Origin of the sequence: Enterobacter sp. RHBSTW-00593, assembly GCF_013784105.1 — a bacterium.
Classification (GTDB): domain Bacteria; phylum Pseudomonadota; class Gammaproteobacteria; order Enterobacterales; family Enterobacteriaceae; genus Enterobacter; species Enterobacter ludwigii.
Genome location: NZ_CP056393.1, coordinates 2,569,502 through 2,584,628 on the forward strand (window position 1 = coordinate 2,569,502; position 15,127 = coordinate 2,584,628).

The following is a 15,127-nucleotide window of genomic DNA, read 5'->3' on the forward strand; positions in this document are numbered from 1 at the left end:
GCAACGCCGGTTCAGACCGCCCCTGCGGCCTGTCTGCACACGGTTCTGTTTTTACCACCGTGCTTGGCCTCATACAGTGCTTCATCCACATCACGAATGATATCGCTACTGTTGACGTTTTCCTGAATGGCTGAGCACACGCCAATACTTAACGTTACCGTCAGGGGCACCGCGTACAGGTTACCCTGCCCGGTGCGTTGCTCAACATTCTTGCGAATACGTTCTGCGACGACTACGGCCATACTCCTGTCCGTGTCGGGCAACAGCAGGCCAAACTCTTCACCTCCCAGTCTGGCAAAGACGTCATTATCACGAATACTGTCTTTAATAATATCCACGACCGCCAGAATGACGCGGTCCCCCACAGGATGTCCCCAGGTGTCATTAATGGTCTTAAAGTTATCGATATCCAGCATCATAATGCTGGTGCCCTTTTCTGTTCTGAGCATGCGGAGCCGCTGAAGTGCCTCAAAAAAATACTTGCGGTTGAAGATCTGCGTAAGGGGATCGCGGTTAACCCGATCGCCAAAAAATCTCAGCAAGCTGAAGACATGTAACAGTAAGGTACAGATAACAAATAGTTTACTGAACACTTCTACCGCCCGGCTGATATACCAGAGCGACAGGTTATACGTATCGAGTAAGAGCAGGAAAAAGTTATAGGTGATCGCAGAAAGGCACACCACGATGATGCTGTTCCAGACGCCAGATGAAAAGCGTGTCACGTAAGTCATGTAGCAGGCCAGGGCCGACCAGAGAACTATCAGAGCGTTAACGTAGCGGACATCCCAGACAGGATGATACTGATCAGGGCGATACGCGGCTATCGTTAATGTCCAGGTTGGATTGTAGCTGCTCAAAGCATGGGCCAGCACCGGGAACATAACCAGGGGGATTAACGATATTAGCGCCAGCCAGACCTTATTCCGTAATGTGAACCGTCGTCGTGCCGTGTGTTTCTCCACCCATACAGCAAGCCCCAGCAAAAAAATAAAACTTAACTGGCGGAAAAAATAAAATACCGCCGTATCGTTAGTTTTTAGCGTATGGGTTAACCCTGCGTCTTCAGGAAGCTGAATGACGATAATCGTTTCTATGAAATAGATGAGACCGCTCAGAAACGCCATGCTCAGGATTAACAGGGATAAATGAGATCGGTCAGACGCATACTGCATCTGGATAAAAATAGAGATAATGGTATCCAGAAAAAATAGCGCAATCATGACGATCAAATAGGTTGTCATGGGTACCCTGAAACCTGGATTATCATTAACAAAAAAGGAGTTCACCGCGATCATCAGTGCAAACAGCAGCGCACCGGACAGCACGATCATTTTCTCAGCCAACGTAATGTTATTCATGTTCATTAATACCGCATAAATAAAAGACGTGAAACGGCAGAGCGATTTACACCATTCTCTGCTTAACATCGAGGGGCAAACCGGTCAGGCTTGCCACCCTCTTTTCAGATGCTTCAGTTAACCGACCTCAGTCTGTTGAAGTGGATTATCCCGGTCGATGTCGTACCGAACCGGGATATTCCCTACTGCGCTTTACTCACCAGTGAGATCACTCTTACCTGCTTGTTGCGATAGGCTATCGCCAGCGCTGAATAGGCCCTCGCCGGTAACGTATGATGTTTGTATTGTGAATAGACGTTGATAACCTCATTATCTTTACCGGCCCACAGGGCGATTTGCATCCAGTCGGCGACCTGAGACTCATCAAGCCGATGGTGGCCTGAAAACCAGGACAAGGCTGGTTCCGTATTGCCTTTTCTCGCCTCGATAATCAGAGCGTCATACTGACTATGTTCCGCTGGTGTCATGGCCGACACCGTCGCGTAAGGAAAAGAAACCGTTCCGACAATTAACGTCTTAACTAATAACTGTGCAATCCTCATGCATGCATTCCATATATCCGTATATGTTAAACTTAGTGATGCGTTTTATTCTGTAAAAGAAAATGTGAAAAATACTCCTCCCCTGAAGCATATTGAAAGAAATGGCGAGGCTCCTCTAACTTTCGCTCATATTCCCCCTGTCCTCCTCCGAAATTCTTGTCAGGGCACAATCCTGCAGATTATCGATACCGAGCCATTCGCTAAATGCGACGGAATAGGCAATTGAGTCGATATCATCATCATCGAATCGATACAATTCTTCTTTCATCGTTCACAACTCCATTTGTAAAACATCTGTTTTGCGAGGAATATATAGCGTCAGGGCTCAGAGATGAGAGCCCGTACTGACTGATTCGTTTTAATTACGAGACGGTGCCAGACTCAGACTATGGGTATATAAATATCAAATACGACCTTATCTTCGGAGCAGGAATGGAGCGTCATTAAATGGGTTTCATTACGCAGCCTGAATTGATGATAAGACATTACCCACAAATAGTTCTTTTTGCTGAGCTTACCGTAGGCGCTCCAGGTACCGTCATACCGCATAACGGCATATTTACCGGAAAAATGATATTCCTGTTTTTGGTGCGACGTATTATCCGGTGACAGATAATCAATTATGACTTCAGCCATGTTTTCCCGGCTTTTATCCAGGCCTTCTGGACGCCGTCCCCTGATGGGGATTTCTTTTACCTCCCCACGATGATCAAGCAAAAGTTTTCTCAGTCTTTTGGTCACATCCTGTATCGCAGGATTAAAAATATGATCATATTCCGTCAGGGTATCGTTATAGGAAAACGTCCTCGCCAGCCGACAAATCTTCACGTCAGGTTTACGGAGCCCTTCTAATAACAGTGAAGGATGGTAACGCTGGAAGTCCCATATTTCATCGCTTCGATATTGAGACGGTGTTTTCCCGGTTAATTTCTTAAACGCGCGGGCAAAACCCTGTCCACTATGATACTGAAAAATGTGAGCGATTTCGGTGACCGGCAGCGACGTCATCCTTAATAAAGACGCGGCATAGCTCATTCGTCTCCTGAGCATATACTCACCCAGCGACTGGTGGAATTGGTGTTTAAACCAGATTTCGAGCGTCCTTCTGCTGTAACCCGTTTTTACGACCAGCCGATCGATATGCTCCAGAGATAAAATATTATCTTCAACCCAGTCTATAACGTGTTTGTTAATGATTTCTTTCATGTTTTGACTCTAACTGGATTGTAATACGTTAAATCCACTGAACGGATCATTTTGCGCAAAAACGCCCGCCTCTGGTTGGATGAGGCGAACCGGTCGCGCAGTGATATAATGGACGGATGCCTGTGAAACAGCGTGATAACGCGTTCGCTCACCCCCTTCCATGACATACGTCACGGGCTTTGAGCGAGAAATAGCGTGACACAAGGGGCACTGAGTGGGATATAATTTCGAGCTAATTTCGAATGACTTTGAAATGTTGCCTGTAATGCTATGATTTACAAGGCAAAAAATAAGCAATGAATATAAGGATTAAATCTATGGGTTTTCTTTCCGGTAAGCGCATTCTGGTAACTGGCGTTGCCAGCAAACTGTCCATCGCATACGGCATCGCACAGGCTATGCATCGCGAAGGCGCTGAGCTGGCGTTCACCTACCAGAACGACAAGCTGAAAGGCCGTGTAGAAGAGTTTGCCGCGCAGCTGGGTTCCAGCCTTGTTCTGGAATGCGACGTTGCACAAGACGAAAGCATCGATGGCATGTTTGCTGAACTGGCAAAAGCATGGCCGAAATTCGACGGTTTCGTTCACTCCATCGGCTTCGCTCCTGGCGATCAGCTGGACGGCGACTACGTGAACGCGGTAACCCGTGATGGCTTCAAAATCGCTCACGACATCAGCTCCTACAGCTTCGTGGCAATGGCTAAATCTTGCCGTGCAATGCTGAACCCAGGCGCAGCTCTGCTGACCCTGTCCTATCTGGGCGCAGAACGTGCTATCCCTAACTACAACGTTATGGGTCTGGCTAAAGCGTCTCTGGAAGCAAACGTCCGCTACATGGCGAACGCGATGGGTCCAGAAGGTGTGCGTGTGAACGCTATCTCCGCGGGTCCAATCCGTACCCTGGCAGCTTCCGGTATCAAAGATTTCCGTAAAATGCTGGCGCACTGCGAAGCGGTTACGCCGATTCGTCGTACCGTTACCATTGAAGATGTGGGTAACTCTGCAGCGTTCCTGTGCTCTGACCTTTCCGCGGGTATCTCCGGCGAAGTGGTTCACGTTGACGGCGGCTTCAACATCGCTGCAATGAACGAGCTGGAAATTAAATAAGCTGTGACTCTCTTCCCTCACGGGAAGAGAGTTTTCCTTCCTCCGCCCGACCCCGTCGTTATTCCGTTCAGCTATTTGTTATCACCTAACAATATTTTTCCCCACATCTGCCTTACGCCAGGATATTGATCGCCATTTTGAGATCAAGGAACGCCCATGGAACAACGCCGTTTTTCCGGCAAAGGCCACTGGTACCACGAAACCCAGTCAAACCACGCGCAGACGGATGTTCTGCCTCTGGTGCCCGAAGCCGCTAACGTCGACGATCGTTTTTTGCTCGATTTAGCCCTACCTGACGAGATTGTCGCCGCCTGTACTGGCTGGCTCACCCCTGCCAGAACCTTATGCCACCTGTTGTTTCCGCTCTCAATCTCCGTTAACCGGCTGCATACGCTCAGCGCCTACGACAGATTGAGTACTGCATTAACGGTCGCGCAGGCCTGTGGCGTCCAACGGTTGTGTAACCACTATGCCGCCCTCCTCGCCCCGCTTCCCGGCCCTGACTCCTCACGCGAAAGTAACCGCCGCCTGGCACAAATCACCCAGTACGCCCGTCAGCTCGCCAGCTCACCTGATGTCATCGATGATAAAGCACAGCAGCAGCTTGATGAGGTGGGCCTGACAACCTACGACATGGTGCTTATTAATCAGATTATCGGCTTTATCGGTTTTCAGGCACGCGTGGTGGCCGTCTTTCAGGCCCTGCTGGGGCATCCTGTACGCTGGCTGCCCGGCCATCATATTCAGCCGCACACGCTGCCAGCTGCTCCTGAGTCCTGGGTGGCGCTTTTACCTGTCGTTGAACTGCGTTATGCCAGCGCGCATCAGCTTGAATCGCTTTCCCGCTGGCAGGCCGAACCCGCCCTTGAAGCGCTGACGCCGGTACTCAGCCATGAGCCCATCCTGCTCGACCTGACGGGTGAGATCCTGGTAAACAGCCATGATGATATTTCTCTTGATTCGCCGGCGCTTTCGGCGGCAATCGACTTGTTGACGCGTTCTCCGGACCGCTTCAGTGCCGCACAGTTCACCCCGCTCACTGAACAAGGACTGCCTGCGGTACGGGCGATAAAACTGCTCACCCGGAGCGCGATGGATGGCTGGCTTGAACGCCTGAAAGTCGCGTTTGGCAAAGGGGAATAACCATACTAATTACCCAAAGACCGCTTGCTGTGACAGTGAGAATCGCGTAAAACTGTCAGCCGCTCAATGGCTACGAAAATAGAACATTATGTTTCAGGACAACCCGCTGCTAGCGCAGCTTAAACAGCAACTGCATTCCCAGACGCCGCGTGCAGAAGGGGTCGTAAAAGCCACGGAAAAGGGCTTTGGCTTCCTTGAAGTTGATGCGCAGAAAAGCTACTTCATTCCGCCACCGCAGATGAAGAAAGTGATGCATGGCGACCGCATTACGGCCGTCATTCATACCGAAAAGGAACGTGAGTCCGCCGAGCCGGAAGAACTGATCGAACCGTTCCTGACCCGCTTCGTGGGCAAGGTCCAGCGAAAAGACGATCGTCTTTCTATCGTGCCGGATCATCCCCTGCTGAAAGATGCCATTCCTTGCCGCGCCGCCCGTGGTGTTGAGCATGATTTCAAAGAAGGTGACTGGGCCGTAGCAGAAATGCGCCGTCATCCTCTGAAAGGCGATCGTGGCTTTTATGCAGAACTGACCCAGTTCATCACCTTTGGCGACGACCATTTCGTGCCATGGTGGGTGACGCTTGCACGCCATAATCTTGAGAAAGAAGCGCCAGACGGCGTAGCGACTGAAATGCAGGACGAAGGCCTGACGCGTCGCGACCTCACTGCCCTGGAGTTTGTCACTATCGACAGCGCCAGCACAGAAGATATGGATGATGCGCTGTATGCGGAAGAGAGCGCTGATGGCAAATTGCATTTGACCGTCGCCATTGCCGATCCCACCGCCTGGATCGTTGAAGGCAGCAAGCTGGACGATATGGCAAAAGTCCGATCGTTCACTAACTACCTGCCGGGCTTCAACATCCCCATGTTGCCGCGCGAACTGTCAGATGACCTCTGCTCACTGCGTCCAAATGAAGTGCGTCCGGTCCTTGCCTGCCGCATGACCATCGCCGCCGATGGCGCGATCGAAGACGATATTGAATTTTTTGCCGCAACCATCGAATCGAAAGCCAAGCTGGCCTACGACAATGTTTCCGACTGGCTTGAGAATACCGGCACCTGGAAACCGGAATCAGACGCGATTGCCGCACAGATCCGCCTGCTGCACCGCATTTGTCTGAACCGCGGCGAGTGGCGTAAAACCCATGCGCTGGTCTTTAAGGATCGTCCGGACTATCGCTTTGTCCTGGGTGAAAAAGGTGAAGTGCTGAATATCGTGGCCGAACCGCGTCGCATTGCGAACCGCATTGTTGAAGAAGCGATGATTTCTGCCAACATTTGTGCCGCTCGCGTCCTGCGTGACAAGCTGGGCTTTGGTATTTACAACGTCCACTCCGGTTTTGATCCGGCCAATACCGAAGCGCTGGCGGCCCTGCTGAAGAACCACGATGTGCACGTTGACCCTGAAGAAGTGCTGACGCTGCAGGGCTTCTGTAAGCTGCGCCGCGAGCTGGATGCACAGCCATCCGGTTTCCTCGACAGCCGTATCCGTCGTTTCCAGTCCTTTGCTGAAATCAGCACCGAGCCGGGTCCACACTTTGGCCTCGGCCTGGAAGCCTACGCGACCTGGACGTCACCTATTCGTAAGTATGGTGACATGGTCAACCACCGTCTGCTGAAGGCGATCATTAAGGGTGAGTCCATTGCGCGTCCGCAAAATGACACCACCCTGCAGATGGCCGAACGACGTCGCCTGAACCGTATGGCGGAACGTGACGTGGGAGACTGGCTGTACGCACGCTACCTGCAGGATAAAGCGGGTACAGATACTCGCTTCGCCGCAGAAATCATTGATATCAGCCGGGGCGGTATGCGCGTTCGCCTGGTGGATAACGGTGCCGTCGCCTTTATCCCTGCCCCGTTCCTGCATGCCGTCCGTGACGAACTGGTCTGCAGCCAGGAAAATGGTACTGTGCAAATCAAAGGCGAAACAGTTTACAAAGTCACAGACGTGATTGACGTAAACATCGCTGAAGTTCGCATGGAAACCCGCAGCGTTATCGCGCGCCCGGTCGCCTGATAACCGCTTAAATTGTCGGCCGTTTCCCTTCGGGAAGCGCCGACAATTTTTCTTTTGAACCCCCGCCGCAAAATCATTATTTTTTCGTACTATTTTCAGCGTCTTCCCGCCCAAAATTGCCATAATTATCTACAGTAAAAGAGTGCCGTTATATTCGGTTACGTGAATTTTTATACAATAAATACCCTTTTCGCCAGACGCGTTTTTTATAAGAAAACCGGGAAAAAACACGACGTTCATTTTGGGGTTGCCGCTGTTTCACAACGGAAAAGTCGACGGCAAATGAATAATTTGTGCGCTAATGAGCAGCTGCGGGAGAAAACATGATGGACGATCTGGAGCAGAATTTGCTGTTTCGTTACATGGGTACGCATAGCCCCTGGTGGCGAATGACAGCTGACAGCAATGCTCTGCACCTTGCCGCCAGCGAAAATGCCGATGTGACTGAGGTGGTGGCGCTGGATGATGAACAAGCCGAACTTATCCGCCAGTTAACCGTCATTACCTCCAGCATCTCCATGACGCTCTCGTTGTACGGCGAAGATGTCCCGGTTCATCTTGTGGGGCGCAAAATAACCCGAAATGAATGGGCCGGCACCGCGTCAGCGTGGAACGATACGCCCTCCGTGGCTCGTGACCTGGCTCAGGGCCTCTCTTTTGCTGAACAGGTTGTCTCTGAAGCCAACTCCGTCATCGTTATTCTCGATCATAACGGCAATATTCAGCGTTTTAACCGGCTGAGTGAAGAATATACCGGTCTGAAAGAACAAGAAGTTATTGGCCAGAACGTGTTCAAGCTGTTTATGAGCCGGAGCGAAGCGGCAGCTTCAAAGCGCAATATCACCGGTTTTTTTCGCAACGGCAGCTCCTACGAGGTCGAACGCTGGATCAAAACGCGTAAAGGGCAACGACTGTTTTTGTTCAGAAACAAGTTTGTTCATAGCGGCAGCGGCAAAAATGAAATTTTCCTTATCTGTTCCGGCACCGACATTACTGAAGAGCGCCGCGCCCAGGAGCGTCTGCGCGTGCTGGCCAATACCGACACCATTACCGGTTTACCAAACCGTAACGCGATCCACGAACTGATTTCAGATGCCATCGCCAGCCGCGGTGAAACGCAGGTAGGCGTGGTGTATCTCGACCTGGATAACTTTAAAAAGGTCAACGATGCCTACGGGCATATGTTTGGCGACCAGCTATTGCAGGCTGTCGCTCTGGCCATTCTGAGCTGTCTGGATGACGGTCAGGTGCTGGCACGACTTGGCGGTGATGAGTTTATTGTCATGGCCACAGTTACCTCTCAGGGCTCTCTGGAAGCGATGGCGTCGCGGATCTTAACCCGTCTGCGCCAGCCGTTCAGAATCGGCCTGATAGAAATTTACACCGGTTGCTCGCTCGGTATCGCCCTCGCGCCCCAGCACGGTAACGACAGGGAAAGCGTCATCCGTAATGCCGATACCGCCATGTACACGGCGAAAGAGAATGGCCGGGGCAAGTTCTGCGTCTTCTCACCTGAGATGAACCAGCGCGTATTTGAATATCTCTGGCTGGATACCAACCTGCGTAAAGCGCTGGATAACGATCAACTTCTGATTCACTACCAGCCTAAAATTACCTGGCGGGGGGAAATCCGAAGTCTTGAAGCGCTGGTGCGCTGGCAGTCGCCGGAACGCGGTTTGATCCCGCCACTGGAGTTTATCTCTTATGCCGAGGAGTCGGGATTGATTGTCCCGCTGGGCCGCTGGGTGATGCTTGATGTGGTGCGCCAGGTGGCTAAATGGCGCGATAAGGGGATTAATCTGCGCGTGGCGGTCAACGTCTCCGCACGTCAGCTGGCCGACCAGACCATTTTCAGCGATTTAAAGCAGGCGCTGAAGGATCTGGATTTTGAATACTGCCCTATCGACGTTGAACTCACGGAAAGCTGCCTTATCGAAAACGAAGAGCTGGCGCTCTCTGTGATCCAGCAGTTCAGCAAACTTGGCGCGCAAATTCATCTTGATGATTTCGGCACCGGCTACTCGTCTCTGTCGCAGCTGGCGCGGTTCCCTATCGACGCCATTAAACTCGATCAATCCTTCGTCAGGGATATTCATAAACAATCGATCTCCCAGTCTCTGGTGCGGGCCATCGTCGCGGTGGCACAGGCCTTAAACCTGCAGGTCATTGCTGAAGGGGTCGAGAGCGCGAAAGAAGACGCCTTTCTGACCAAGAACGGCGTCAACGAACGGCAGGGCTTTCTCTTCGCTAAGCCAATGCCCGCTGCCGCATTCGAGCGATGGCTAAAGCGATATCAGTCGCGAAAACAACGTTAACTGGCTTTGCGTAATGCCCCATGATGGCGGTTTTGCAGCATCACCAGACGCTCCATATAAGCGATATCTTTTGGCTCGAGGCAAAACGCCGCATCAACCCAGTCTTCCGTGATATCCATCAGTTCACTGCGCGGCAGTTGCAGTACCCGGGTTCGGGCGCGCAACATCGCCCTTACCCCGTTCAGCTTCGGCCGCAGCGTGTCGATGAAGGTTCTGACGGAGACGTAGCTCTGCCCGGGCTCAAACAGCACATCGACCAATCCATGTTGTTCGTACCATTCTGCCGTATGCGACTCCCCCTTGTAGATGAGTTCTTCCGCCAGCTTCATCCCTGCCCGACGTGCGACCAGCGAATATGCCCCCATGCCCGGGAACAGGTTGAAGGCAATTTCCGGGAAGCCCAGACGGGCATCGCGCTGAGAGAGAACAAAATGGTGTGCCAGCGCAGCCTCAAACCCACCGCCTAGCGCGCTGCCTTCAACCATCGCCAGAGAGACCGCGCCCGTATCAAACCCCCGCGACGCTGCGTGGACACAGTCGACGCAGGCACGTGCATACGCGCGTAACGCTTCACGCCGTCCATTTTGAATGCACTCTACGAAGAACTGTAAATCGCCTCCCGCATTGTACATTTCAGGAACCAGTGACCCGGTTACCCAAAAATCGACCAGATATCCGGACTGGCGAACCAGCCAGGAGAGGTTCATGATCTCCTCAATTAACGCATGATTAAAACAAGGACGAGGTTGCGCCCGCAGCATCATCCAGATGGTGTGCCGCTCTTCCTCGTAGTAGGCTGACAACTGTGTGAAACGTTCAGTATCGGTAAACAGGGTGCAGGTAGGCTGGTTGATAACTGTCATAGTCTAATTCCTCACAGAAAAAGCGCCTTGCGCGCAGTTTTAGACTAATCCACTCATTAAGCCCGCAGCATGTGGGGGAATAAATTTATCACTTTCATTTATGTGATTTAGTTATTGCATTTTTTCCCTTCTCTTTTGATCCCATTTTCTGCATCATTGAAAATATTACCTTTTCGCACCTGGGGTGAGATTATGTCTACTATTGATGCACAAGCTGTAGCACAACGTATTGATACCGTGCTGGATATCCTGGTGGCAGGCGATTATCACTCGGCGATCCGTAATCTGGAGATCCTGAAGTCTGAACTTCTTGCTCAGAAGGGTGCTGAAAACGCGCCTGAGAACGGACAGCCAAAAGCGCCGTGGGAAGTTTGATCCTGCTGTTTTCGAACCTGTTTCGCTTTATTAATTGGATGCTATGAATTCCCGACAACAAATCATTTTGCAGATGGTCATTGACCAGGGACGCGTCAGCGTAGTCGATCTCGCTAAAACCACCGGCGTTTCAGAAGTCACCATCCGCCAGGATCTTAACCTGCTGGAGAAACAGAGCTACCTGCGTCGTGCGCATGGGTATGCGGTCCCGCTCGATAGCGAGGACGTTGAGACGCGCATGATGAACAACTACGCCCTGAAGCGTGAGCTGGCGGAGTTTGCCGCGTCTTTAGTCAACAATGGTGAGACGGTGTTTATCGAAAACGGCAGTAGCAATGCCTTACTGGCGCGCACGCTTGCCGAACAGAAAGACGTTACTATCATCACGGTCAGTAGCTATATCGCGCATCTGCTCAAAGAGACCCGCTGCGAGGTGATCCTGCTGGGCGGCATTTACCAGAAAAAAAGCGAAAGCATGGTTGGCCCCCTGACCCGCCAGTATGTTCAGCAGGTCCATTTCAGTAAGGCCTTTATTGGTATTGATGGCTGGCAGCCAGAAACGGGCTTCACCGGCCGCGATATGATGCGTTCTGATGTGGTGAATGCGGTGCTGGAAAAAGAGTGTGAGGCCATTGTGCTGACTGATAGCTCAAAATTTGGCGCCGTTCACCCTTATACCATGGGGCCAGTCTCTCGCTTTAGCCGTGTAATTACCGACGAACGTTTGAGCGATGAGCATCGTATTAAACTGGAAGATGACGGTCTTATCGTCAATATTATTAAAAAGTCGCCCTGAGTCCTTTAAGCGCCCGAATGTCGGGCGCCTATGTCCCTACTGTCTGAGATGATTCCTAACCCTCCTTTAAGAGTTTTTACCTGTTTAACCCGCCTTAAAGTCGTAAAATTAATGTTAGCGATATAACAGGAAGTGACTATCACCTGCGTGATTACGTAACGCCTGCGCGACCAGCTTTCACGGAAAACAGTTTTTAAGTATTCAATTCGTCTATACTTAAAGCGTAGCTCTTTCCGTGAATCGATAATTCAGGAGAAAGTATTATGACCTTAACCAGCAAAAAATTAGCCGCCGCTGTTCTGGCAATCACTGTAGCAATGTCCCTGAGCGCTTGCTCTAACTGGTCTAAACGTGACCGCAACACCGCAATTGGTGCCGGTGCTGGTGCTCTGGGCGGTGCGGTATTAACAGATGGTAGTACGCTGGGTACATTAGGTGGCGCTGCTGTCGGTGGTATTATCGGTCACCAGGTCGGCAAATAATTATTAAATAAGCCTCCACCGGTACTGCGATATTAGAACGCATTTCAGGTCTGACTTACGCACGTAAAAAAAAGAGCCACGGCAAATGCCGTGGCTCATCTATTTTAGCCGCCCGCCAGTTTCACTTTCATGCCTTTGGCTTCGAGCAGGGATTTAATTAAATCACGTTTATCGCCCTGGATTTCGATAATGCCGTCTTTCACGGCACCACCGCAGCCACATTTCTTTTTCAGATCGGCGGCCAGCTTAACCAGTTCCGCGTCGTCAAGATCAATGCCGGAGATAAGGCATACGCCCTTACCTTTGCGTCCACTGGTTTGACGCTGGATACGAACAATACCGTCCCCCTTCGGGCGCTCGGCTTTCGCTTTTGGTTCGTCTATACGCCCACTTTCTGTTGAGTAGACCAGACGACTGTTTGAATCAGTCATTATGCCCCCTTTTTCAGTGATGCGTTGATCGCCTTGAGCGTCTCTGACGGGTTAGCAGACTGCGTCACAGGACGCCCGATGACCATATAGTCTACCCCTGCCGCCAGCGCCTGTTCAGGCGTCATAATACGACGCTGATCGCCTGCCTCGCTGCCGGCCGGGCGGATACCTGGGGTAACAAGTTTGAAAGCCTGGCCCAGTTCTGATTTGAAACGCACGGCTTCCTGCGCGGAACAAACGACACCATCAAGCCCGCAATTTTGCGTCAGGCGCGCGAGACGCTCTGCATGCTCAGCAGGTGACAACGTCACGCCGAGATCGCGTAAATCACTCTCATCCATACTGGTCAGTACGGTTACGGCAATCAGTAACGGTGCATCGCTGCCGAACGGCAGGAGCGCTTCACGGGCTGCGGTCATCATTCTTGCCCCACCCGATGCATGCACATTGACCATCCACACCCCCAGTTCTGCAGCAGCAGCCACGGCGTGCGCGGTGGTATTCGGGATATCATGGAATTTAAGGTCGAGGAAAACGTCAAAACCGCGCTGTTGCAGGTCGCGTACGATTTGCGGTCCAAACAGCGTGAACATCTCTTTGCCAACTTTCAGACGGCAGTCGCGAGGGTCTATACCGTCGACAAAGGCCAGTGCCGCGTCACGTTTATTGTAATCAAGCGCAACAACAACAGGAGAATCAGTAATTACGCGGGAAGCGGAGGAAGTAACAGACGTCATGACCAGCCCTTTTCGTCTATGGGCGCGCAGCGGCGCGGAACAGATAAACGGCGAGCATTCTACCTGCCAGCGCTGCAAATTGACAGGATCGATTTACTCTCCTGCGTGGCCGGCAAACCGCACGGACTCGATGGGTTCTGAAAACCCATCAGTATGTTGTAACTAAAATAGATCGTTTTTAAAAATTACTGCCCATCAAGGCCTCGGATTGGCTTGATGGTCGACCATGCCCGGCATGAAGGACAGTGCCAGTACAGCGTATACGCCGTAAACCCACACTTCTGGCAACGATAGCGCGGTTTGCTTCGTACCTGCTCGCCTACCATGTCGCGCAGTACCATCAGGCTCTCTTTGGCGCGCCCTTCCTCTGCATCGTTGAGGTGGTAGTCCATCAGCTTATGGAAAACCCGCATGGTCGGATGACGTTGCAGCTGACGCGTAATATAGACCTGCGCGGTATCACTGCCCTCATACTGCTCAACCACGTCCGAGAGCATCAGTTCGGCAGTCGCGCCGGTGTTCTCTTCCACGCAACGTCGCAGGAACGCCACCCATTCATCCTGCTTATCCAGTTGTTGATAGCAGGTTTGCAGCATGTCGAGGGTTTCACTGACCAGCTCTTTATCCTGGTCAATAACCCGCAACAGGCTCTCTACAGCTTTGGCATAGTCGCCGTTCGCCATAAAGACGCGCCCCATCATGATGGAGATACGCGCACTGTTACGGTCAGCGGCGGCACCCTTTTTAAGCAACGCCATGGCTTTGTCCATGTCGTCGTTGCCCATTTGCTGAAGGGCCAGTTCACAGTAGAAGTGGGCTATCTCAACTCGCTGCTTATCTTTGCCCAGCTTCACCAGACGCTCGGCCGTATCAATGGCTTTCTGCCAGTCACTGGTGGCCTGATAAATCTGCAGCAGCTGCTGCAAGGCGCTGACGCGGAAATCCGTTTCATCCACCAGCTGCGAGAACATGTCTTCTGCACGGTCGTACAGCCCCGCCGCCATGTAATCACGGCCCAGCTGTTGTACCGCCAGCAGGCGTTGATCGTAGGTCAACGAGGCGCTTTCCATAAGGGTCTGGTGAATACGAATGGCGCGGTCAACCTCGCCGCGCGAGCGGAACAGGTTTCCCAGGGTGAGATGCGCTTCAACGGTGCCCGTATCCTCTTTGAGCATATCGAGGAACAGGTCTACTGCTTTGTCCTGTTGATTGCTCAGGAGGAAATTCACCCCAGCAACGTAGTCGCGGGAGAGTCGGTTAGCCTCATCCTGTTTTGTTTGTTGCGCACTTCTGCGGCCCATATACCAGCCATAGGCTGCGGCTACAGGCAAAAGCAGAAACAACAACTCCAGCATAGTCGATTATTCCTTGACGACCGGCACACCAGAGCTTTCCGGAATGTCGGACGCAGGCGCAATTTGATGTTCGAGTCGTTTAATTTTACGTTCAGCGCGCGCAAGTGAAACACGAACTTTCAACCAGAAAAGACCGCATACCAGCCAGCCAATCGCAAAGCCCGCGGCGAATAAAACCGCCAGAAGGCTCGATACACGATACTCGCCCTGCGCCAGCAGATAGTTAAACGTCACCTGTTGATCGTTTTGTGCACCCAATGTGACTGAAATGACAAAAATCGCCAATACCAGTAAGAAAATGAGTAAATATTTCACATTACTTCCCGTTATGTGGTTCAAGCGAATAAAGTGTGTTCAACTCACCGCAATCAGCCTTATAAACTACCATTTTA

The 15,127-nt window shown here is 51.7% G+C and carries 16 protein-coding genes; 7 read left to right on the forward strand and 9 right to left on the reverse strand.

Annotated features, from left to right (window positions below; all coding sequences use genetic code 11):
• Positions 1-11: 11 nt before the first annotated feature.
• The 4 genes from HV242_RS12125 to HV242_RS12140 form a co-directional block, all read right to left on the reverse strand.
• A complete protein-coding gene (locus tag HV242_RS12125; RefSeq protein ID WP_050736940.1) occupies positions 12-1,361 on the reverse strand; it encodes a sensor domain-containing diguanylate cyclase in 1,350 nt (449 codons plus the stop codon).
• 182 nt (positions 1,362-1,543) lie between these two features.
• Positions 1,544-1,828: a hypothetical protein gene (locus tag HV242_RS12130; protein WP_032678287.1), complete on the reverse strand. Its 285-nt coding sequence runs from the start codon at positions 1,826-1,828 to the stop codon at positions 1,544-1,546.
• 190 nt (positions 1,829-2,018) lie between these two features.
• On the reverse strand, positions 2,019-2,171 hold the full coding sequence (locus tag HV242_RS12135; RefSeq protein WP_154816610.1) for a hypothetical protein: 153 nt from the start codon (positions 2,169-2,171) through the stop codon (positions 2,019-2,021).
• A gap of 113 nt (positions 2,172-2,284) precedes the next feature.
• A complete protein-coding gene (locus tag HV242_RS12140) occupies positions 2,285-3,109 on the reverse strand; it encodes a helix-turn-helix transcriptional regulator (protein WP_063858661.1) in 825 nt (274 codons plus the stop codon).
• A 317-nt stretch (positions 3,110-3,426) separates the two neighbouring features.
• On the opposite strand from HV242_RS12140, the gene fabI reads away from it, so the two are divergent.
• The 4 genes from fabI (at position 3,427) to pdeR (ending at position 9,696) form a co-directional block, all read left to right on the forward strand.
• Positions 3,427-4,215: an enoyl-ACP reductase FabI gene (fabI, locus tag HV242_RS12145; protein ID WP_020882447.1), complete on the forward strand. Its 789-nt coding sequence runs from the start codon at positions 3,427-3,429 to the stop codon at positions 4,213-4,215.
• Between the two features lie 156 nt (positions 4,216-4,371).
• A complete protein-coding gene (locus tag HV242_RS12150) occupies positions 4,372-5,358 on the forward strand; it encodes a CMD domain-containing protein (protein WP_014170359.1) in 987 nt (328 codons plus the stop codon).
• An 88-nt stretch (positions 5,359-5,446) separates the two neighbouring features.
• Entirely contained in the window at positions 5,447-7,381 is a 1,935-nt protein-coding gene (locus tag HV242_RS12155) for an exoribonuclease II (RefSeq protein ID WP_049022534.1), read from the forward strand.
• A 323-nt stretch (positions 7,382-7,704) separates the two neighbouring features.
• Entirely contained in the window at positions 7,705-9,696 is a 1,992-nt protein-coding gene (gene pdeR, locus HV242_RS12160) for a cyclic di-GMP phosphodiesterase (RefSeq protein ID WP_050736886.1), read from the forward strand.
• Here the strand turns inward: pdeR and HV242_RS12165 are convergent.
• On the reverse strand, positions 9,693-10,559 hold the full coding sequence (locus HV242_RS12165) for a crotonase/enoyl-CoA hydratase family protein (RefSeq protein WP_014170362.1): 867 nt from the start codon (positions 10,557-10,559) through the stop codon (positions 9,693-9,695). The genes pdeR and HV242_RS12165 overlap by 4 nt on opposite strands.
• Before the next feature lie 192 nt (positions 10,560-10,751).
• Here HV242_RS12165 and HV242_RS12170 point away from each other — a divergent pair, with 192 nt between their 5' ends.
• From HV242_RS12170 to osmB, 3 genes are all read left to right on the forward strand, one after another.
• A complete protein-coding gene (locus HV242_RS12170; protein ID WP_025204000.1) occupies positions 10,752-10,934 on the forward strand; it encodes a YciZ family protein in 183 nt (60 codons plus the stop codon).
• Between the two features lie 43 nt (positions 10,935-10,977).
• Complete coding sequence (gene yciT, locus HV242_RS12175; protein ID WP_032680886.1) at positions 10,978-11,730, forward strand: DNA-binding transcriptional regulator YciT; 753 nt, start codon at positions 10,978-10,980, stop codon at positions 11,728-11,730.
• Positions 11,731-11,993: 263 nt separating this feature from the next.
• A complete protein-coding gene (gene osmB / locus HV242_RS12180) occupies positions 11,994-12,212 on the forward strand; it encodes an osmotically-inducible lipoprotein OsmB (RefSeq protein WP_008501216.1) in 219 nt (72 codons plus the stop codon).
• A gap of 104 nt (positions 12,213-12,316) precedes the next feature.
• On the opposite strand, the gene yciH is transcribed toward osmB, so the two are convergent.
• The 4 genes from yciH to HV242_RS12200 all read right to left on the reverse strand — a co-directional run bounded on the left by yciH (position 12,317) and on the right by HV242_RS12200 (position 15,050).
• Positions 12,317-12,643, reverse strand: a complete 327-nt coding sequence (gene yciH, locus HV242_RS12185; RefSeq protein ID WP_014170365.1) for a stress response translation initiation inhibitor YciH — start codon at positions 12,641-12,643, stop codon at positions 12,317-12,319.
• Positions 12,643-13,380, reverse strand: a complete 738-nt coding sequence (pyrF, locus tag HV242_RS12190) for an orotidine-5'-phosphate decarboxylase (RefSeq protein ID WP_020882443.1) — start codon at positions 13,378-13,380, stop codon at positions 12,643-12,645. Before pyrF ends, yciH begins: the two co-directional genes overlap by 1 nt.
• 185 nt (positions 13,381-13,565) lie before the next feature.
• Positions 13,566-14,735: a lipopolysaccharide assembly protein LapB gene (lapB, locus tag HV242_RS12195; protein WP_014170367.1), complete on the reverse strand. Its 1,170-nt coding sequence runs from the start codon at positions 14,733-14,735 to the stop codon at positions 13,566-13,568.
• A gap of 6 nt (positions 14,736-14,741) precedes the next feature.
• Positions 14,742-15,050: a LapA family protein gene (locus HV242_RS12200; RefSeq protein WP_013096374.1), complete on the reverse strand. Its 309-nt coding sequence runs from the start codon at positions 15,048-15,050 to the stop codon at positions 14,742-14,744.
• Between the last annotated feature and the right edge of the window lie 77 nt (positions 15,051-15,127).